Here is a 21,651-nt window from a genome sequence, read left to right as displayed (position 1 = left end):
CGTCGCCTTGCAGTACCAATTGCCACACGAACGAAAACCGGGTTTTCTCAAAATGGGCCGCCAGTCTCAATTTGGGATGAAATAAATCTCAGCCCAACAGTTGAAACCAGTCACGCCCTACCCAGTGCACCAAGCTCCACATCGTGGCATCAAACACCAGCAAAAAACCGCCCTGCACCCACAGCGAGCGGCCGAAGCCCAGCAGCCGCACGGGGCGCGTCTGTCCCGGCACCAGCGCCCGCGCCCGCAGGTAGTAGCCCGTCATGATGTAGGCCACGTCGAGCCCGGCATTGAGTAAAAACAGGTTTTCGTTGAAGAGCTGGGATTGCAGCAACTCAGCGGGCACCAGGCCGGCGGGGGCCACAAAGTGCAGGTGCAGAATGCCCCACGCGGCCAGCCCGGCATTCACCAGGCCCCAGCCCACGTTCATGCCGTGGAAGTAGAAGGATTCGTGCCGCCGGTCGCTATGCGCCAGGTAGTAGCCGCTGCCCACCAGGTTCAGCAGCACCCAGGCCGCCAGCACGGCCAGCCCCCGGCCCAGCAGCAGTTCGCGGGCCATGAAGAGGCTGGCAATATCGACGGCAGGAGCGGCAGCGGGCATGGCAATGGGAAGAGTGAGGGGGAAGAAAAAAAGGAAGCCCTTGCGGAGCTTCCTTTTTTTAACGATGCTAAAGACTGTGAGCCTATTGCGTGAAGCCGATGCCCACGTAAACCTGCAACAGGTTGTTGTAGATTTTGGCGTTGCCGAACGCCGGGTCGATGGCTTTGCCGGCTGGAATATTGTCTTCAAATACCTTGCCCAGGCTCAGGTTGTAGCGGGCACCTACGCGGGCTGGGCCAATGCGTGCCTCCAAACCGCCCACGCCGCCAAAATCAAAGGTGTTGAAGCCATTGTCGGCTAAGCCCAGAGTCGAACCGTCTTTTGTGGCATTGATGAGCAGCGAGGCCTGCGGACCCACGTGGAAGCTCAGGTTATCGGTGAAGTTGCCCACGTACATGATGGGCAACTGTAGATAGGTAGTGCGGTAGGTTTGCTGGGCCTTGCCGGGGCCGGTATTGCCCGTGAAGCCCAGGCGCGAGTACAGCAGCTCCACCTGCACCGAAGAGAAGTCATCGAAGCCAAACTGCCCGAACACGCCGGCGTGGAAGTCGCTGTGCGAGTTACGGTCGATGCCTTTAATGTCATCGCCGCGCAGGCCGTTGAGGTTATAGCCGCCTTTCACGCCGAAGCCGGTATTGCGCGAGTCGGTGGTTTTGCCGCCGGTGTAGTCTTTGGAAGAAGTAGCACCGCCGGGAGCCGCCTGGGCAAACGCAGAAGAAGCTGAAGTAACGGCCAGCAGCAACAATAGGAGAGTCTTTTTCATGGGTGAAATGAAGTGAGGTAATGGGCCAGAAGCCGGGGAAGATTACTATTCCCGTTTGCCCCTATACTTTGCCGGGACCAGAAGGTTGCCTGAAGGCCCTATTTGCAGAAAAAAAGAGGCCTCCTTTCGCTGCATTCGCCATGCGGCGCTACCTTTGGAGCGGCGGCCCACTAGCAGGGCCGGTTCCGGGGTGTTAGCTCAGTTGGTTCAGAGCGCCACCCTGACACGGTGGAGGTCGTTGGTTCGAGCCCAATACGCCTCACGAAAACCCTCATTGCACTGCGCAATGAGGGTTTTTTATTGATTAGCCCCCGGTTTTGCCCCCGGTTTTATGTAGAATTAGCCGATATATGCTCATAAACACTTGGGCTAAATAGCTGAAATTTGATGGGAGTATGTTGGCTGTAGTCGGTAGACATGCTGCCTGATTTATAGTGTTTGCTCGAGTCCGAGTCCGGACTGGTTGAGCGGCTCACGAAGTATGGGTCATAAACTTGCAAGCCAAAAACTGAGGTGGTCCACCTAAGTAGGACAGTTTAGGGCGGTATTTTGAGACTCTCCTCGTACTTGCGTAGAGGGTAACGCCCCGCTTGGTTTTTGCCACCACGGCAGCAGGATTAGATGTCCTGCGTGTGACCGCCTTGCCCGGGTGCCCTCATTGTTGCACTTCAATTCGTAGGCTCTCCGCATGGCCCGGGTAGAGCAAGCGGCACAGATACACGCCGTTGGGTAGGCTGGTGGGCAATGCCAGGGTTTGGGCAACGCCAGCGGCGACAATCCCTTCGTAAAGGGTGCCCACCACAGTGCCGAACTGGTCATATAGCACCAGGTACACCGGAGAATCGGCCGCCAACTGAAAGCGGATAACCGCTTGGCCGTGAGTCGGAACAGGAAAGGCCTCAAATGCGACGAGTGGCTGGGCCGCATCCGCGACGGTTGAGCGGTCGGTTTTTGTGACCGCGTCGTCGCAATCGTGCCCCTTTTTGCTTCGGGCATACTTAATGGTGGTGTAGCTGTCGCCGCCGTCAGCAAAGCCCGTCACGTAGGCATTTCCCGCGGCATCCACGGCCAGGCCGGTTGCGTAGTCGTCACGACCGGCCGGCCCGTTGTACCGGGCCGCCCATAGCTGCTGGCCTGACGCCCCGGAATATTTGACGGTAGCGTAATCCACCGATATGCGGGGGGTGTCAGAATAGGACAAGCCGGTTACGTAAACCTCGCCCGCAGCATCCAATCCGATGGCGCTGGCCTGGTCGAAGCGCTGGTCGGGCCCATCGTAAGTGGAAACCCACAGTTGCTGGCCGGTCGCGCTCGCGTATTTGACGGTGGCAAAATCCGAAGACACCGGGTTGGCGCTGACGCCGGTTACGTACACCGCCCCCTGCGCGTCCACGGCCATGGCCGTGGCAAAGTCGTCGCTGTTGCCCATGCCATTGTAGCGCGACGCCCATAACTGCCGGCCGGTGGCTTTGGCGTACTTGATGGTGGCGTAGTCATAACGGCCGTTGGTGGGCTGCGAGCCCCCGGTCACATACACGTTGCCCGCTGCATCCAGGGATATGCTTGAGGCCCGGTCATCGAGATTGGCCGGTCCATCGTAGCGGGAGACCCACCGCACGCGGCCCGTGCCTTTGGCGTACTTGATGGTAACATAGTCGGAGCTAACGCCATTGAAGGAACCGCCCGTGACATACGCATCCCCCGCCGCATTTACGGCCACGGCCGCCGCAGCCTCCCCGCCGTTGGCGGGGCCATTGTAGCGGGAAACCCACTGCGGCTGGCCGGTGGCTCTGGCGTATTTGATGGTGGCGATGTCGTAGTTGCTGCCATTGTAGGAATTGCCGGTTACGTAGGCATTCCCCGCCGCATCCACGGATATGCTCCGGGCTTTATCGTCGGCATTGGCGGGCCCATTATAGTGGGCCGCCCACTGCTGTTGGCCCGCCGCCCCGGAATATTTGACGGTGGTGTAATCATTGTTGATGCCCAAGCCCGAGTAGCCCGCCACGTAGACGTTGCCCGCAGCGTCCACGGCAATGGCCGTGGGGTAGTCGTTGCCATTCGCCGCCCCATTGTAGCGGGCTATCCACACCGGTTTGCCAGTTGCCCGCGCATACTTGATGGTCGCAAAGTCTGAGTCAGTGCCGTTGTATGATTCGCCGGTTATGTAGACATCCCCCGCCGCGTCCAGTGCGATGGCAACCGCAGTGGTCCCATTGGTCTTTAGCCGATTGTAGCGTGCCACCCATTCTTCTGTTACTGGCCCAGATACGCCGGTTGAGCGAGCGGCATTCGCAGGGAAGGCGGCCGGGGTATTCAGGAGGCCGGGCATTTCCAAAAGCCGTGGCACGGGTGGCTCATCAGCGGCCACCCGCCCGCCGGGTTGTGCCTGGAGGGCAGGCAAATACGCAAACAAAGACATGGAAAGAACCATGAAAAGGCACCGCGCACGGGCTTGCCGGAAGCGAATAAAGGATAAGTGTCGCATGGGAAACAAGTAGTTAGTGAACAATAAAAAGCAACGGTTATGCAGCAGCATGCGCCGGGTATTCAAGCATTATTTGCTGAATAGCAAGCAATTATAATATTAATGTTTTTGACTTAACATATTATATATCATATATAATTTAGTTTTCTATTAAATCATGAGGTGGCCTAACCAAACCCGGCTGATGTGGAGCGTGGTCTGCAATTGCGGTTGGGCGAGTAATGACTGAGGGCTGAGTGGAGGCGCTCGGAATTGTAATGGGGCACGGGGTCGCTGATTTCAGGCTTGGCTTTTTCCTAGCCAGGGAGATGGCCGCTGTTGGGCCATTCAGCCTTGGGCCCGCTCCAAAACGATTCGGCAGGGGGCGTGCCCGGTAGGGCGTTGTCATAGTAGTTGCCGCGTCGGCTCATGCTTTATCGGGCCCCGTGGCACACCAGCAGGCCTTTGAAGCGGGTGCCCGTATGCTGACGGCCCTGGTCGGGCATGGTGTCGCGCACATCCCAACCGACAACTTTGCGCGAGCAACCGTTTTTATGAACGAAAAGGCCTAAACGGCTATGGCAAGTGCTGAAAAAACTTGAGTTGTTTGCTCGCCAGCACCAGCTGAGCGTACCCTCCCCGCATGCCGACATACACCGTATCCCCAAAGACGGCAACCGAGTTGGGGTAGAGTCCGCCCCAAAAGGTTTGCTGCACCACGGCAAAGCCCCGGCTTTGGGCGATGTACACCGTGTTGTTTTCCACCCAAAACGCTTCGGGCGCATCCGCAAAGTCGGCCAGCTTGGTGTAGCCAAACCCGGGGGACGTGCCGGTCAACTGGTACAACGCGCCGCTGCTGCTGGACAAGTGGGCCATGCCTTCGATAAAGTACACCGTGCCGTCGCGTTGAAAAAGCAGGCGCACATTCCCTTGCTTTATCGCCACCGGGGTAGCTTTTTTATCCGTCGGCTGAAAAACCAGGCGCCCGCCAAATTCGCCGTAGTCCGCTCCCCGAAGTTCCCCGCCGGCAATCCGCAACTGCGTGGTACGCGCGTCCTTGCCCAGGCTCGTAACCAGTTTGTCGCCTTTTCTGCGGACGCAATAGCTGAGGGCCCGGTTCAAGCGAAACCAGCGGGGACTCCCCGGTTCGGGCAGCGTTGTTTCGCGAAACAACGCGGGCTGGTGGGCTTGGGCGTGGCCGAGCAAGCGCGCTCCAAGCACACAAAGCAACAGCAAGAGAAGTCGGTGGCGGGATTATATCCCAGTAGATGACGGCCTTGCTAGGCGTAGCGGCGGGTGTGCCTGTTTACAATTAAGGAAATGGCCGGGCGACTCATGTTGAACCGCTGAGCGAGGATTTTTTGCGTGGTGCCCTGCGCGGCGAGGTGGCGCACCTGCGCCACTTCGGCCGTGCTAAGCCGGCTTTTATGATGCAGCTCACCACAGTTGTACAGGTACGCAGTCGTGGCTTCATCTTCTAATGCACACGGATAAACCCATTGCAGGTTATCGGCTCGTAGATTGAGATGATTGCCGTCGCGGGGAAGCACGAATGTCTGGCGAGCATCAACTGGGGGAGGTAAAAAGTGCTGAGCAACCAGACGATTGAGGCCAACCTGCGCTATGGTAGCTTCACAGCACAAGGTGACGGAAGGGTAGCGGCTTGCGCCTAATGGCCGTAGCAGGCGTGCCCGCGTGGTACGCTTATACCGCAAACTGACCACTTTGCCATGAGAGGAAACCCGGTAACGGTCGGCAAAACCAGCTACCGGCAGCCATTCCTCGCCATTGGCAACCGGAACGAGCACATTCGCCGACAGCGCGTGGCCATTATCCAGTTCGACGGTTCCATCGGCTAATACCTCGACTACCACCGCATAATCAGTCAGGCCTGCACGAGCAGACCCAGGGATGGTGACGGTATCGCCGGCGCGCAACGTAGGGGTCACAGAATACATAAGAAGCTGAAAAATAGGGGCAGAATACACGGCAGCAGGGCGGAAATCATTAAATGACTCCCCTGAGGTGCTGGCTAAGGAGCTGGGTTCGGGAGTTGACCTGCATTTTGCGGTAGACGTGCTTGACGTGGGTGCGGACAGTGAGGGTGGAGAGGTCGAGGCGGGTGGAGATTTCTTTGTCGCTCAGGCCGTCGACGATGCCCTGCAGGACCTGCTGCTCGCGGGGGGTGAGCAGGGCCGTGTGGGTGGTGGGGGTGGGACGGAAGTGGCCCAGCACCTTGCGGCTGACTGCGCGGCTCATCGGCGCCCCACCGCGGGCTACTTCGCGCACGGCGGGGCCGAGCTGGTCGAGGGGGGAGCCCTTGGTTAGGTAGCCGGTGGCGCCGCAGCACAGGGCTTGGTAGATGTGCTCGATGTCGTCGTAGGCGGTGAACATAATGACTTCCAGGGCGGGGTACTTGTCTTTGAGCAGGGGCAGGGCCTCGGTGCCGCTCAGGCCGGGCAGGCCGATGTCGAGCAGCAGCACGCGGGGCAGCAGGCCCTCGTCGAGCTCTTCGAGCAGGTCCTCGACGCGGGCGGCTACGAACACGAGGCGGATGTCGGGCTGCTGAGCGAAGTAGGCCCGCAGCACCTTCACCAGCACCGCGTCGTCCTCTACAACCGCCAGCGTGATTAAATCCATGAATTGCTTGTGTAGAATCTGATTTTTAACCCAGGTCAATACACTGGATACATGGAATTTACTGAATGCCTGGCTCGGGCGCGCATGCCTGCGCGCAAGCACCAAAAAGCTCCTCGGTGAGAATGCGAAATTAGGCGTTTCCCAAGATGGTTGCCGAATGCGGGCCTACCCTATTTGCGGGAGGTGCTACCTAAGCCATCTGGAATACATTGTCTAATGCTCGCTCAGTAGAAATATTTATTTAATTGATTTCCATAATTGTGATAAAGGAAATTAGCGTAGCTACGTTCAAAAAAGACTTAAAATATATTAATAATTGCCGCAGTCTGGCGGGGGCTCCTGAAGAGAGGGGCATGGCAACACCCGCATCTAGGGTAGGACTTTTAGGGGATAACCTGTCTGCTAAGCTGGAATTTTGTGCCGGTGAATGTACCTCTCCCTGTCCTGACGATTTATGAGAATGTGGCAGTAGGCATTCTGCTTGTAATCAATAGGGTAATTATAAATCTCAATCTTTTATTTGCATGAATTTACACTTACAAGTCAGTCGGCCTACAACGCACTTATTCGGTTCTCGAGCCCCTGAAAAAGTAGTGCAGCAAGTGCGCAACGCGTTGGGTGCGTTGATAAAGCTGGTACTGCTGGGTGGACTGCTGCTGGCCGGGCGGCTGGCACATGCTCATTCCGACACCGATGCGCTTGCTTCATCGGCGCGCCAGCCTGCTGCTGTGGGCACGGGTGTGGTGCCCAAACAGGGCACCGGTGCCAACAAAGTGCTGGCGGCCCCGGTAGCCTATGCCCGCACGTCGCAAATTCTGCTGAATACCTACGCCGACACCCGGCTGGCGGTGCCCCTGACGGCTACCGATGCCGATGCCGGCGGCTCCATTGCCTCTTATACGGTAACGACGCTGCCGCCCGCAGCGGCCGGGGTACTGAAAATCAACGGCCTCACCACCGTCACCACGGCTACGGTAATTGCGGCCGCCGATGCGGGCAATCTGACCTTTGACCCGGCGGCCGGCTACTTTGGCACGGCCGTGTTTCAGTACCAGGCCAAAGACAACACCGCGACGGCTTCGGCCCCCGTGACCTACGGCATTCCGGTGAGCAAAGCCACCTGCGGAGCCGGCGTGGGACAGGCCAACCTGCTGAGCTACTACGCCCGCACTACTGGTGAAGACTGGAAAGTGCCCCGCACGGTGAGCGTGGGGGGCGTTAGCGTTACTACTTCCGGCTACGCGGCATCGGCCGGCACCACCAACACGCTGGGCATCGCCGACCAGGCGGGGCTACCGAGCAAGGGCCTGACCTGGCTGGAGGACTACAGTGCCAGCGCGGCGGCTACGGCCACGCTCACGTTTGCCTTCAGCCGGCCGGTGAGCAACTTCACCCTGACGGCCGGCGACATCGATACCGGCGTAGGATTCATCGACCAGCTGGTTATTCAAGGGTACGACGTCAACAATACCCTCGTCGTCATTCCGGCCGCCAGCGCCGTAGCGGGAGCATCCAACGCCTACAGTAACAACGGTGGCAACGGCAACAACACCTTTACCGGTACAGCTACCAGCGATGGATTGGCCACCAGCAACATCATTGCCACTTTCCCGTCGGCCATCACCCGGCTGGTACTGACCTACCGCAATACCTCGGCGCAGGCCGACCCGGCGCTGCAAGGCATTGTGTTTACGTCTTTTGCCTGGTGCGCGCAGGCCGATATCCAGACCACCCTTAGTGGTCCGGTGCGGGCGCAGGCCGGCAGCACGGTGGCCCTCACCGCCACCACGCTCAATGTTAGCGGCGATGCGGTGAATAACATTCAGCCCACGGTGCAGCTGCCCACGGGCCTGAGCGGCGTGACGGGCGGCACCTACGCCACGAGTACCGGCGTGCTCACGCTGCCTGTCATCAGCAACCTGGCGGCTAGCAATTCGGTAGCCCAGCCCATCACCTACACAATGCCCGCCACGGTGGCCGTGACGGCTACGTCGGGCTTCACCTCAACGGCCGACGACCCCACGGCCGGTAACAACACCGCGACCCTGACCACGGCCCAGAACCGGACTCCGGTGGCCAACAACGTGACCAGCGCGCCGGCCATTCTGAGCAGCACTACCAGCCAGACCACGCTGGCCTCGTTCAACGCCAACGACCCGGACGCGACCACCGGCAACACCACCATCATGTCGTTCACCGTACTGTCGTTGCCCCCGGCGGTCCAGGGCACGCTCTACGTGAATGGCACGGCGGCCACGCTGAACCAGGTTATCACGGTGCCAACCTCGGCCACGCCGGCCGCGCCGGGCTACCAGCTTGCCTTCGTGCCGAACGGCACGTTTGCTGGCAGCGCCAGCTTCACCTACAAAGCCACCGACGACGCTAATACCAGCTCGAACACGGCGACCTACTACGTGCCCGTGACGGCGGGGGCCGACCTGGTGTCGACCATGAACGGCTCGACTTCGGGCGTGGAAGGCCAGTCGAAGACTTATAACCTAACGACCACCAACAACGGGCCGGCCGCGTCCACCGGCGTGGTGCCCACCATCACGCTGTCGCACAAGCCGCCGTTCAGTACCGTGTCGGTGACCAACGGCAGCTACGACCCTACCACGGGCGTCGTGACCTTTAATACCATCTCCTCGCTGGCCAGCGGGGCATCCAGTGCCAACACCCTGACGCTGCTGGTCCAGGCGGCTCCCGCCAGCTTTACCCTCACGGGGGCCAATACCAGCAACACCGCCGACCCCACGCCGGCCAACAATAACGGCACCGCCCCGGCCGCCAACCTTGCGGTAACGGTGCTGCCCATTGGGCCGGCGGGCCTGGCCAGCGCCTGCGCCACTCCCGGCCAGGATGGCTCGCCCACCCTGAGCACCAACCCCAACACCTACTATCCGGCCGCCAACCAAACGGTGGCCGTGGGCGCTACCGCCTTCACGGTGGGAGCGGCCACCGGCAGCACCCTCACGCCCATCGCCGCCGGCGACCTGCTCCTGATTATGCAGATGCAGGGGGCGGAAGTGGACGCGACCAATACCGATTCGTACGGTGACGGCGTGGCGGGTGGCTTCGCCTCCAATACCCTGAACAACGCCAATTTTACGGCAGGGCGCTACGAATACGCCGTGGCCGCCAGCGCAGTACCCGTCGGCGGAGGCACCGTCATGGTGAGCTCCGGCCTGAAATACAGCTACGACAACGCCAACGCTACCTCGGTGGCAGGCCAGCGGCGCTTCCAGGTGGTGCGCATTCCGCAGTACCAGAACCTGACCGTGAGCGGCACCGTGGCCCCCAAAGCCTGGGACGGCCGCACCGGCGGCGTGCTGGCGCTGGACGTAACCGGCCAGCTCACCTTCGCCAGCGGCGCCAGTCTGGATGCCTCCGGCAAAGGTTTCCGGGGCGGGGCGGGCCAGATGCTGACCGGCACCACCGGCCTGAGCGGCACCGACTACCGCACCGTTGCGCCCGCCTCGGTCGGTACCACGCTGGGGGCTCACGCCATGAAGGGCGAAGGCACTGCCGGTACGCCGCGCTACGTGAACACCGGCACCGACTTATTGGATACAGGATTCGATGGCTACCCCAATGGCAGCGCCGGCCGTGGCGCGCCCGGCAATGCCGGCGGCGGCGGCACCGATGCCAACCCCGGCCCGACCGGCTCCGGCAACACCCAGAATTCCGGCGGCGGCGGCGGGGCCAATGCCTCGCGCGGCGGACGCGGCGGCAACGCGGCTGGCAGCAATGCAGCCGTAGGCGGCGAAACCGGCGGCGGCTTCAACCCCATCAGCAGCAGCCGCCTGATTATGGGCGGCGGCGGCGGTGCGGGCGTGAGCAACGACGGCAGCGGCGGTGGCTCGAACCCGGGCTATGCCAGCAGCGGCGCGGCCGGGGGCGGCATCGTGCTGGTGCGCGCGGGCTCGGTGGGCGGCGTAGGGGCCGTACTGGCTAATGGTGCAGCGGCCAGCAGCGCCGTGGTGCAAGACGGCAGCGGCGGCGGCGGGGCCGGTGGCTCAGTGCTGGTGACGGTGAACAACCCCGCTACCCTGAACCGCCTCAGCCTGGCGGCCAATGGCGGCAACGGCGGCAGCAACAGTGCGGCCGCCGCCCACGGCCCCGGTGGCGGCGGCGGCGGCGGCGTGGTGCTAAGCAACGCGGCACCGGCCAGCAGCAGCGTGGCCAGCGGTACCAGTGGCACCACCACCGGCGGCGCGGCCTACGGGGCCAGCGCCGGTGGCACCGGCATTGCCAACAGCCAAATCAGCAACAGCATTGCCGGGAGCACGGCAGGCATCAATTGCAGCGCGGATGTGACGGCCGTGCTGACAGCCCCAATCCAGGCCACGGCGGCCCAGACCGTGATTGTATCGGCGGTGTTCGCCAACAATGGCGGCGCGGATGCCAGCAGCGTGACCCGCGTGGTCACCCTGTCGTCGGGCAGCAACGCCAGTGGCGATGTGGTAACCAACGTGGTGGCACCCGGCAGCATCACCATCAGTGCCAATGCCACGACCGGCGATGTGACCATCACCTATCCCGGAGTGTCGGCGCTGAGCGCCGGCACCAGCAGCCAGTTCAATATCTCGTACACCGCGCCCGGCACGGCCGCCGTGGTGGCTACGGCCAGCATCGCCACCGCGACAGGCGAGCCGGTGACGACCAACAACACCAGCTCGGCCACCACCACCGTTACCGGTTTTGCCGATGTGGTAGGGGTCATCTTCGGCTTGGGAACGACGACCACCGGACGGGCTTCGGGTACTTACGGTGTGCTGTTTGCCAACAACGGCCCCGCCGCCGCGCTCAACGTGACGCGCACGGTGACCCTGCCTCCGGGCTCTTCGCTCACCGCTGCTCAGCTGAGCGCCCTCACGGCGCAGGGCGCTACCTTCGACAGCAACACCCGGATAATTGACTTCGGCAGCGTGGCTACGTGGAACAGCCGCGATGTCAGCGTGTTTCGCATTGCTTATACCGCGTCGAATACGAGCGGCAGCACGGCCATCGTTTCCCGCATCACCACTACTTCGCCGGAAGATGGGGTAGGGGGCACCGGTGCCCCCACTGCCCCCGATACGTTCTCCTTCGCCATTACCAACAGCTCGGCGGCTGATGCCACGACGGACGGCATCACGGTTTCGGCCGCTGCGGTTGTGCCGGGCCAGCAGGCGTCGTTTACGTTCAACTTCCGCAATTTCGGCCCTGGCGATGCCGTCAACGTCACCCGTTCGGCCCAGCTCACGCCGGGCCTCAGCATCGTGTCGGTCACCGGCGGTGGAAGCTACGATGCACTCACGGGCCTCGTAACTTACCCCACGCTGGCTACTTTGGCTAACGGTAGCTCGGCTCCTTCTACCGTCACTTTTCTGGCCCCTGCCATCGGTCCGGTCAGCAGCAGCGGCAGCATCACCTCCGGCGTTGGTGCGGTGTCGTCGGGCCTTTTCAATAATAACGAGGCCGCCGCATCCATTGCCGTTACACCCCTCGCCGATGTGGCCACGGCCATCAGCGGCCCGGCTTCGGCTCTTGCTGGCAACCTAGTGACCTATAGCCTGATTTCCGCCAACAACGGCCCATCGCCGGCGGCCGCCGTGGTACAAACGGTGCAACTGCCCACGGGCCTGGCGGCTATTGGGGTATTTCTCTCGAACCAGGGCACCTACGATGCGGGCACCGGCATTGCCACCTTCCCGCCCGTGGCTGTGCTGGCCAGCGGAAGCAGCGTCAACAACACCGTTAGTTTTGTGATGCCGACCAGCGGCTTCACGGCCACGGCCGGCATCAGCACCGCCACCGCCGAGGGCGGCGCGACGGCCAACAATTCGGCCCCGGCTACCACCGGAACCACGGCCGTGGCTACCACCGACCCCCGGGCCAACGTGTATAACACCCTCGGCATTTCGAGTAAGAACGTGGCCCCCGGTGCCCCGGTTATTTTTACCGTGGTTACCGGCAACAATGGCCCCAGCCCCGCCCAAAATGTGGTGCAGCAGCTTTCGCTGCCCGCCGGCCTAAGCATCTCGGGCGGTAGCATTTCGGGTGGCGGCACGTACAATGCGGCCACGGGCATCGTCACTTTTCCGGCCCTAGCTACCCTGGCCAGTGGTAGCAGCGTCACCAATACCGTGACGCTTGCGGCCCCGGCTGCCGGCCCCTTAGTAGCAATGGCCAGCGTGACCGCCGCCACCGCCGACCCGGTCCCGGCCGATAACCAGGCGATACGCAACGTAGATATCATCAGCACCACCGATGTGGCCACGACCATCATCGGGCCTGCCATAGCTTCGGCTACGGAGATTACGGTGTTCGCGGTGAGCACTCGCAACAACGGCGCGGCCCCCGCCACCAACGTGGTGCAAACGGTGAGCATTCCCGCCGGCCTGGCACCGGCGGAGGTGACGACGACGGGCAGTGGCGTGTATGCCCCTGCCACGGGACTCATCACCTGGCCCACCGTGGCGCAGCTTGCCGTGGGCGAAGTGCGTACTTACTCGTACAGCTACGTGGCCCCCGCTTTTAAATCAACCGATGCCAGCAACCCGCGCGTGGTGCTGAGCCAGGCCGCCGTAACCAGCAGCACCCCCGATGGCGTTGTTTCTAATAACTCGTCGCAGGTGGCGACCCTGGTTAAGTGGAATTCGGACGTATCGGTGGCCATTGCCGGGCCTTCCCTTAATGTGGTGGGCAACCCGGTGGTTTTCACGGTTTCAACGACGAACAACGGGCCGGCTCCGGCGGCCGTTGTCAACACCAGCGTGCGTATTGCCACCGGCCTCAATGTGGTGGCCAGCGGCGGCGGGGTGTATGATATCACCACCGGCATTGTCACCTTCCCCACCATCACTAACCAAGCCGCAGGCGTGACAGGGGTAGTTACGAACACCATTACCGTGATTTCGCCGTCGAATCCCCTGGTTGGAGCGTCGGCCGCGGCTGATGTTCCGGGTACCACCAACGACATTAACTTGACCAACAACGCGGTTACTGCCTATCTGCTGGTGTCGCCCATTACCAGTGCGCAGACGGATTTCCAGGCCACCATTGCGGCCGACCGTACGTCGCAGCAAGCCGGCCAGCCCATCGTGCTGACCGTGACGGCCACCAATGCCAACACCAGCGGCACGGCGGCCGACATGCAGGCGCAGGTGAGCCTGCCCGGCGGCCTGAGTGGCGTGCTCGTATCGGGTGGCGGCACCTACGATGCCGCCAGCGGAGCCGTGACCTTCCCCCTCGCCCCGGCCCAGCCGGCCAATACCACGCTCACCTACACCATCACGGTGAGCAACCCCGGCAACGACCCGCTGGTGGCCACGGCCAGTGTGGCCGGCAACGTGTCGGACCCCACGCCGGCCAACAACAGCCAGGTGGTGCGCGTGACGATTGTGCCGGTGGCCGACATTGCCACCTCCGTGAGCGGCCCGGCCACCATGCTGCCCGGTGCCCTGACCACTTACACGGTGGTAACGCTGAACCAGGGCCCCTCCCCAGCTAACGCTGTGGCCCAAACCGTGCAGCTGCCCACCGGCCTGAGCGGCGTCACGGTTTCGGGCGGCGGCAGCTACGACGCGGCCTCCGGCCTGGTGAGCTTCCCTACCATTGCCACGCAGGCCGTGGGCAAAGCCGGCGAAGTCACGAACACCATTGCCTTTGTTCTTCCCACCACGGCTTCGACCGTAGTAGGCAGCGTGAGCAGCGGCACGGCGGAGCCCGCCGGCACCACCGCCAACAATAGCTCCTCGCTCACCACGACCCTGACCAACCAAATGCCGTTGGCCAACACCGTGACTAACATTCTGCAAGCGCCAGAGGGCAACACCGCCGGGCCGCTCGTGCTCACGGCCATCAAAGGCATCGACCCCGATGGCAGCGTGGCCGCCTTCACCATCACGGCGCTACCGGCTACTGCGGCCGGGGTGCTCGCGCTCAACGGAAGCCCGGTTACTGCCGGTCAGATTATCAGCAACAGCGACGCGGCCAACCTCACCTTCGACCCGGTAGCTACCTTCGTGGGCAACGCTTTCTTTGCCTACTCGGCCACCGACAACCAGGGCGCTACCTCTGCCCCGGTCTTCTACACCATTGCCGTGGGCCAGGACAATGCTGCCCGCTATACCAGCACGCCCCTCAAGGGTGGCACTAATCAGTACCAGAACGGCGATATCATCGCCAATGTATTTGACGACAACGGCGGCGCTTACGATGCCATCGCGTCCGTGACCGATAACGGCATACGCACCGCCACCGTGACCACCGGCAGTACCCTGCCCGATGGGCTGGAACTCGACCCCACCGCTGGTCAGGTGCGCGTGTTCGCCCGTACTCTGCTGGTGACCGGCACCTACCCGGTCACCATCACCACCGTCGACGCCAACGGCGGCGTAACTACCCAGGTCGTGCTGCTGCGCATTGGCGATTATCCATTGCCGGTGGAGCTCACGCGCTTTGTGGCCACGGCGGTAGGGGCCGATGCCAAGCTGAGCTGGACCACTGCCCAGGAGTTGAACAACAAGGGTTTCCGCGTGGAACGCTCGTTTGACGGGACCCGCTTCGTGCCGCTGGATTTTGTGGCCGGGGCGGGCACTACCGCCCGGTCCCAGCAATACACTTACACGGAAGTCGGCGTGGGACGGCAGTATCCTGGCACCGTCTACTACCGCCTTCAGCAACTCGACCTTTCGGGCAAAGCCACCTACAGCCCCGTGCGGGCGGTGGTATTTGCCCCGGAAGCACCTAGTCTGTTCCCAAATCCGGCTTACACGCATACCACACTGAACCTGAATGCCCTGCCAGCTGCTACGTTTGATATAGCCTTGGTAGATATGGCCGGCCGGGTGGTGCAGGCCTACACGTTGGCCGGTGGGCGGGCGCACGAGCTGCCGCTGAGCGGTTTGCCAAATGGCGCATATCTGGTTATCATTCGCCGGGGCAGCCTGAAACTGGTGTGCCACTTGCTAAAACAGTAATGCCAGCGATTCGAGCGGCCTCCTGCCTCATTCGCGCAAGCTCAACGTTTGACCGTACGGCACAAAGCCAAGAGTAAATACCAATAATCAATTACTGATTCAGAGCAGCAGAACTGAAGGCCCCGCGAATTCGCGAGACTTCAGCTCTGCTGCTCTTTTTGCGTAAATGGTAGGCTTGGATTAAAGGAGCGGCAAATGCGGTTGAGCATTGCCCTCACGGCTAAATTAAACCGGCGATAAAGGAGCGTACTACCGCATTTAAGGTAGGACTTTTTTTATACAAGGGGAGGCCGCCGCAATAGCTTTGTTACTCTCTTCTGACGGCTTGCTATACCCTGCCCATTAAGCCTGCTAGTGGGATTGGTAGCAGTTCCTAGTCTAATGCCAGATTGGTGATGAATTCCCGGAAAAAGGTAGAATCGACCAATTCGGATATGTCACGTAGGCCTAGTCAGCGCATTTAGCTTTTTCAAACCAGAGCAATGGCTATCTGCTACACTAACGATTAGCATGGCTGCAGGCTGCAAATCGCCAGCGGTATTGCTTGTCGCTACTGTGGTCTGGGCTTTGTAAAAATAGGCTTATTTACACAAAGCCCAACAGCTAGCCGGGTATAAGCAGCCTACCTATTATCCGGTCGCCATAACCTGGTGCCCGCTCTCACAAAACCATCGGCATTTTCCTCTTTCTACTTTCTAACCAAGGGCCTGCTCCCAACCTAACGCTATGAATAAATTCCGCATTACCCAGACGCGGCCACTCACCAATGTCCTGCCTTACGAAGTAGAGGAGTGTCGCCAGCTGTGGTTCCTGCCGTGGACAGTGTGGCGCCCGCTGCAAGAGCGCAAGTTCACCGGCCGCAGCTACCGGATGACCCCCCGGCGCTTTCAGACCCCCCAGGAGGCCCAGGTTTTCACCGAGCAGATGTTGGCCCTGCGCACCAGTCAGGAAGCTGAGCAGCGGCGCTCGCAGGACGAGCGGCACCAGCGGCGGCAGCTGCCGCGGGTTGTTCAGGTGCTTCACCTGACGGTGCCCGTGTAGCCCCTGCACCCACACCTGAATTGAGCGTCCGCTATGCCACCCGCAAGGGAGAGCACGGTTGGCTCCGATCCCGTTTGGCTTATAAAGCAACTGGGCAACCCAGGCTGAATGCTCCCCCCGCTACCGCGTTGCGCTGATGCGTCTGATTCAGTCGTTGCGATATAATCTATTTGCAATCAGGTAATAGCGCCCCGAAAAAACACTGCTCTACCATGAATTCACAGCTACTATTAACCTCGCTGGCGGCTTTGTCGCTGGTGGGAGGGCTGGGCCACCGTGCGGCGGCTCAAGCCACCATCCCGGCGGCGCTTTACGTTAACGACGGCGCGACTACCGGCGATGTATTCACCAGCGCCACCGGCAGCGATGTCACCGGCGATGGCTCGGCTGCCGCGCCCTTCGCCACCGTGGCGCGTGCGCTGGCCCAGGCGGGCCTCACCACCCAAACCATCTTTATCGACGCCGGTACCTACGCCGAGCGCGTGGTGCTGAACCAGCCCGTGAGCCTGCAAGGCACAGGTACCGCCACCGCCCGGCCCGGCAGTGCCACCATTTTTGATGGCGGCCTGCTGGCCAGCGCCACCCAAACCAGCGAAGCGGGGTTGCTCATTGCCGCCAACGGCAACAGCAGCAGTGCTCTGCTCACGGTAGCCGATATCACATTTCAGGCCTATGACTATGGTATTCAAGCCACGGGCGCCGCTCCCCAGGCTCATATCCTGCTGGAGGACGTGGAAACCGTGCACAACCGTCGCCAAGGCATTTTCTGGGTCAGCCAAAATGGTGTGCAGGACCTGACCTTGCGCCGGGTGCGGGCCGCCTACACCGCCGAAACCGGCAATACCAACGCCAACGGCGCGGGCCGGGGCCTGTTCCTGACGAACGGCCCCAAGGCCGACATCCTGATTGAAGACGGCGTGTTCGAGATGAACCGCCGCAGTGGCATCGACATCAACGACGGCAGCGTGAGCGGCCTCACGGTGCGCAACAACCAGATTACCCAGAATGCAGGTGGCGGCCTAATCGTGCTGGGCGCTGCCGGGCCGCGCAACAGCAGCGGTACTTTCACCGGCTTTGCTGCCCTCATCGAAGGCAACGCCCTGCGCAACAATGCCTCCAACGGCATGGAACTGAAGGCCTGCACCGGCACCGGCCGCCGCAGCGGCGTGGGCAGCTTCGTGGTGCGCCAGAACTACATCGTGCGCACCGTGGGCGCGCCCACCAACCTGGGCGAGGACAACGCCGGGCTGGCTTTCATCGACCGCGACCGCAACGTTATTACGATTGGCGGCGGCCTCACCGGCGATTTGGTCACGGGCGGCGCATTCATTGAAGGCAATACCGTGCGGGGCTACCTGGCCGATGCCACTAGTACGTCGTTCAACATCAACGGCTTTGGTATGGTGCTGGAAGGTGCTAATAACAAAGTGTTTGGCAACGTAGTGGCGCAATGCCAGCGGGCCGTGCAGGTGCAGGACCGCCCGGCCAACAGCGCGGGCTACACGGCCTTTTTCGACGTGAGCCGCAACTGGCTGGTGGTGTCGTCGGGCGACAGCATCCGGGGCAACCGCCTCGACAGCTGCGCCACCGCCATCCGGGCCGTCAACCTGACCAACCCGGTCGATGCGTCGCTGAACTGGCTCGGAGCCAACACGGCCACTGGCGTGCGTGGTGCGGCCGGTACTGGCGGCTTGGTTGTGACCTTGGGCGGCCCCGCCACTAGCTTCGCCCAACGCTCGGCCATGGCCCCCACGGGCCTGATTGACTATTCTCCCTTTTTGAACTCTTCGGCGGATGCAGACCCGGCCACCGGCTTCCAGCCCGCCCTCGACTACCTCAACGCGGACCACTACAGCCCCCAATCCGGCGCAGCCGGCCCCCTGACGGAGGCTGTAGCTCTGGTAACCGAAAACGGCACGGTAAACCTGGAAGCGGCGGGGTACGATGAAAGTATCAATATCGCCAAAAGCCTGACCCTGAACAACAATGGCGTTACCACCCTTCGCGACCTGACCATGGACAGCTTCGGCAAGGTGCTCACGCTGAGTGCCCCGCTCATGCTGACTGGAACCCTTACCCTCACCAATGGGCTGGTACACACCACGGCCCTCAACTTGCTTACCCTGGCGGAGCAGGCCACCGCCACGGCTGGCACCGCCACTTCCTACGTGGATGGCCCGTTGCGCAAAGTAGGGCAGCAGGCGTTTGTGTTTCCGATAGGCGAAAATGGCCAGTGGGCGCGTCTCGGCATTTCGCCACCCGCCACGGCCACCTCCGCGTTTACCGCCGCATATGCGTACCTGGGGTTTGCTAACCGCACGGCTGCCACGCCGCTGAGCGAAGTAAGCCAGGTAGAATACTGGACCCTGACCAGCGATTCCCCCGCCGACGCGGTGAGCGTGCGGCTTTACTGGGAACATGCCATTCGTAGCGGCATTGATGATTTTTCGAGCGATTTGCAGGTAGCAGCTTTCAACGGCACCCAATGGCAAACGGCGGGCAATGGTGGCCTGAGCGGCAACCTACAGGCGGGCTCCGTGGAGTCGGCGCAGCCCGCTAGTGGGTTTGCGGCCTACACCTTGGGGTCGCTTTCTGGCACCGTCAACCCCCTACAGCTGCAGATGGTTGCTTTCTATGCCGTGCAGCCGCGCCCTGGCACGGTGACCCTGACGTTGATGTTCAATAACGAAACCAATACCTACGGCTACGCCGTGGAACAATGGGGTAATACGGGCACCTGGCAGCAGATTGGCTTTGTGGCCAGCCAGGGCCTTACGGCCCAGTCCCGCACCTACACCTACCAGGACCAGCGCGCCCAGAGTCCGGGCCAAGCCTACTACCGGCTGCGCCAAACCAACGCGGCCGGGCAGGTCCGCTACTCGTCCCTGGCCTCGGTGTTCCTGACCAGTGGCCCGCTAGCCATCGCCCCTGCCACGGCCGTGGCCGACCAGTTCACCATGTTCCCCAACCCCGCCCATGGCCGGGTAACCCTGGCGCTCCCAGCCGCAGTGCGTGGCGATGTCGGGGTGGAGCTCACCGACCTGAGTGGCCGCCGGGTGCATGCCCAAACCCTGCGCGCGGGGGCGGCCCCGGAAGTGAGTTTGCCGGCTGCTTTGCCGGCCGGCATCTACCTGCTGCAAGTGCAGGCCACCGGCTTTTTAGGCCGGCCCCAACGCCTCGTGATTCAATAACTCCACATTCTATTTCTAGCTATTTCCGATGAAAAATAAATACCTGAGTGTATGGGCTGCTCGCTGGCAGCACCTGTTTGGCTTCTTTTTGCTGTGCCTGCTTTTGCCGGCGGCTCTGCGGGCCCAGTCCGTAACGGTGCAGCCGGCCCCGGGCAACACGCTGCCGCTGCAAAGCTTTGGCAACGTACCGGTTAACCGCACCTCGGTGCTCCAGTCGTTTCTGGTAAGCGGCGATAACCTGACGGGCAACGTGACGATAGCCGCGCCCGAGGGCTTCCAACTGCGCACGGGCAATAATGCCTTCTCCACCAGCAACCTTGTTTTCAGCCCTGCAGCGGGCACGCTCAGCGCCACGGCGGTTGATGTCCGGTTTGCGCCGGTGGCTTCCGGCACCCGGCCCGATGGCACGGGCACCTACGCCGCCGACGTGGTGGTTTCGACCCCCAGCGGCGGCAGCACGGCCTCCGAAACGGTGGCCGTGGCCGGTACGTCTCCGGCCGGACCGTATGTGTTTGTTGACCCAGCCACGCTGGCCTTTGGCTCGGTTTCCCAAAGCGGGTCGGGCCAGGTGCTGACGTTTGTGGTGGGCGGGGGCAACCTCGGCAGCACGGCTATTACGGTGGCAACGGCGCTCACCGGCGGCACCACTTCGGGCAATGTGCAGATTCGCAACCCGGCGGTGGCGAATAGCCCGTTCACGACCTCGCTCACCCTGACCCCGGTGGGCGGCCAGGTGCCCGAAACTACCCTCGAAGCCCGCATCGTGGGCCCGATTCCGAGCAAGAGCAATTTCACGGGCACCATTACGGCCACCAGCGGCGCGGCCGTAGCCGCGCCCAACAACGTGGTGCAGGTGACGGCCAACAACCCATTCACGGGTACCAATACGTCCTCCACGTTTACCGTGAGCACGCCGCCCAGCAACCCCATAACGCCGGGCTACCCCAGCGGCGGCCAGCCCTTGCTGCCCTTCAACACAGTGCCGGAAAAAGCCTCGGCCAGCCAGACGCTGGTGGTGAGCGGCAGCTTCCTCGTGAAGGACATTGCGGTGAAGGCCCCGAACAACTTTCAGGTGTCGCTTGATGCCGCGTTTACCGGCCTGGGCAGCGGTGGAGTGGGCACGATTACGGGCAATTCCATCGCCATTGCGGCAGTGGGTGGCACGGTGAGCAACACGACGGTGTACATCCGCTACGTGCCGCTGGTGGCGAGCACGGAAAGCGGCACGGGCATTACCTTCGATAGCGCCCCGGCCACATCGATAGCCGCCATTGTGCGGGCCAACAGCATCGGCACCATCGAATCGCGCACAGTATATAGCCCGGAAGGCCCGCTGGTTATCGGGTCCGTTGTGCGCACCGCGCCCCAGCTTATTCGCATTCATGCGGAGCTGCTGCGCAGCCCCACCAAAATCCTGGTTTCGGGCGAGTCGGCCGGCGCGCTGGGCAACCCCAACGGCTATGCCCAGTTCCAGATTTCAACTGACGGGGTCACCTACACCGACCCCACCAGCCCGAGCACCAGCTTCATTCAGCTCACCCCGGACCCGGTTACCAACATCATCGACCAGGACATTTACGTGGCCTATGCGCCCAGCCGCGTGGGAGCGGCCCAGGCCGTGCTGCAATACCTGACGCCCGACGTGACGGCCTCACCGGCCAACACCGTTACCACCATCGTGAGCGGCCTGGCGGGCGTGGATGCCAACAAGCTGCGTGGCACGGCTATCGACACGGAGCCCACGCGCGACACGCCCTTCACGGCGGCCCGCACCACGGGCGCGGCTTCGGCATCCATCACCTTCAACCCCGACAGCGGGCTTTCGGGCTACGGCGAGTTTCACATTGTGCTGGTGAGCACGAGCGCCACGCTGGTGCTCCCCGACGTGCTGCCCGTGGATGGCACGGACTACAATGCCGGCAACGGCGCTTACCAAGGTGTCGGCCAAAGCACGCTGCAGGACACGCAGGGCAACAAATACT

10 protein-coding genes and 1 tRNA gene are annotated in these 21,651 nt (G+C 62.1%); 5 read left to right on the top strand and 6 right to left on the bottom strand.

Features of this window, described 5'->3' with window-relative positions:
- Nucleotides 1–88: 88 nt before the first annotated feature.
- Together AAFH49_RS10900 and AAFH49_RS10895 are read right to left on the bottom strand one after the other, a co-directional pair.
- Nucleotides 89–601, bottom strand: a complete 513-nt coding sequence (locus tag AAFH49_RS10900) for a DUF6992 family protein (protein WP_342298039.1) — start codon at nucleotides 599–601, stop codon at nucleotides 89–91.
- An 82-nt stretch (nucleotides 602–683) separates the two neighbouring features.
- On the bottom strand, nucleotides 684–1,364 hold the full coding sequence (locus AAFH49_RS10895; protein WP_342298037.1) for a porin family protein: 681 nt from the start codon (nucleotides 1,362–1,364) through the stop codon (nucleotides 684–686).
- A 187-nt stretch (nucleotides 1,365–1,551) separates the two neighbouring features.
- On the opposite strand from AAFH49_RS10895, the gene AAFH49_RS10890 reads away from it, so the two are divergent.
- Nucleotides 1,552–1,626, top strand: a tRNA-Val gene (locus tag AAFH49_RS10890).
- Nucleotides 1,627–2,019: 393 nt separating this feature from the next.
- Here the strand turns inward: AAFH49_RS10890 and AAFH49_RS10885 are convergent.
- From AAFH49_RS10885 to AAFH49_RS10870, 4 genes are all read right to left on the bottom strand, one after another.
- Nucleotides 2,020–3,786 (bottom strand): SBBP repeat-containing protein, encoded by a 1,767-nt coding sequence (locus AAFH49_RS10885; protein ID WP_342298035.1) that lies wholly within the window; start codon nucleotides 3,784–3,786, stop codon nucleotides 2,020–2,022.
- A 621-nt stretch (nucleotides 3,787–4,407) separates the two neighbouring features.
- Complete coding sequence (locus AAFH49_RS10880; protein ID WP_342298034.1) at nucleotides 4,408–5,037, bottom strand: hypothetical protein; 630 nt, start codon at nucleotides 5,035–5,037, stop codon at nucleotides 4,408–4,410.
- A gap of 74 nt (nucleotides 5,038–5,111) precedes the next feature.
- A complete protein-coding gene (locus AAFH49_RS10875) occupies nucleotides 5,112–5,789 on the bottom strand; it encodes an NUMOD4 domain-containing protein (protein WP_342298032.1) in 678 nt (225 codons plus the stop codon).
- A 49-nt stretch (nucleotides 5,790–5,838) separates the two neighbouring features.
- The gene (locus AAFH49_RS10870) at nucleotides 5,839–6,471 is read right to left on the bottom strand and encodes a LuxR C-terminal-related transcriptional regulator (RefSeq protein ID WP_342298031.1); all 633 of its coding nucleotides are present in this window, start codon (nucleotides 6,469–6,471) and stop codon (nucleotides 5,839–5,841) included.
- Nucleotides 6,472–7,073: 602 nt separating this feature from the next.
- On the opposite strand from AAFH49_RS10870, the gene AAFH49_RS10865 reads away from it, so the two are divergent.
- The 4 genes from AAFH49_RS10865 to AAFH49_RS10850 all read left to right on the top strand — a co-directional run.
- A complete protein-coding gene (locus AAFH49_RS10865; protein ID WP_342298030.1) occupies nucleotides 7,074–15,437 on the top strand; it encodes a T9SS type A sorting domain-containing protein in 8,364 nt (2,787 codons plus the stop codon).
- A 726-nt stretch (nucleotides 15,438–16,163) separates the two neighbouring features.
- Nucleotides 16,164–16,478, top strand: coding sequence for a hypothetical protein (locus tag AAFH49_RS10860; protein WP_342298028.1), 315 nt, complete (start codon nucleotides 16,164–16,166; stop codon nucleotides 16,476–16,478).
- A gap of 212 nt (nucleotides 16,479–16,690) precedes the next feature.
- Nucleotides 16,691–19,669, top strand: a complete 2,979-nt coding sequence (locus AAFH49_RS10855; protein ID WP_342298027.1) for a right-handed parallel beta-helix repeat-containing protein — start codon at nucleotides 16,691–16,693, stop codon at nucleotides 19,667–19,669.
- A 28-nt stretch (nucleotides 19,670–19,697) separates the two neighbouring features.
- The coding region (locus AAFH49_RS10850; RefSeq protein WP_342298026.1) for a hypothetical protein at nucleotides 19,698–21,651 on the top strand (1,954 nt) is incomplete at its 3' end.

Source organism: Hymenobacter segetis (assembly GCF_038448715.1).
GTDB lineage: Bacteria > Bacteroidota > Bacteroidia > Cytophagales > Hymenobacteraceae > Hymenobacter > Hymenobacter segetis.
This window is presented reverse-complemented; position numbering and strand designations above follow the sequence as displayed.

What these genes read in the sequence shown, in the direction of transcription:
- AAFH49_RS10900 (WP_342298039.1), bottom strand. Translation starts at nt 601, where the DNA reads ATGCCCGCTGCCGCTCCTGCCGTCGATATTGCCAGCCTCTTCATGGCC.
- AAFH49_RS10895 (WP_342298037.1), bottom strand. Translation starts at nt 1,364, where the DNA reads ATGAAAAAGACTCTCCTATTGTTGCTGCTGGCCGTTACTTCAGCTTCT.
- AAFH49_RS10885 (WP_342298035.1), bottom strand. Translation starts at nt 3,786, where the DNA reads ATGTCTTTGTTTGCGTATTTGCCTGCCCTCCAGGCACAACCCGGCGGG.
- AAFH49_RS10875 (WP_342298032.1), bottom strand. Translation starts at nt 5,789, where the DNA reads ATGTATTCTGTGACCCCTACGTTGCGCGCCGGCGATACCGTCACCATC.
- AAFH49_RS10870 (WP_342298031.1), bottom strand. Translation starts at nt 6,471, where the DNA reads ATGGATTTAATCACGCTGGCGGTTGTAGAGGACGACGCGGTGCTGGTG.
- AAFH49_RS10860 (WP_342298028.1), top strand. Translation starts at nt 16,164, where the DNA reads ATGAATAAATTCCGCATTACCCAGACGCGGCCACTCACCAATGTCCTG.
- AAFH49_RS10855 (WP_342298027.1), top strand. Translation starts at nt 16,691, where the DNA reads ATGAATTCACAGCTACTATTAACCTCGCTGGCGGCTTTGTCGCTGGTG.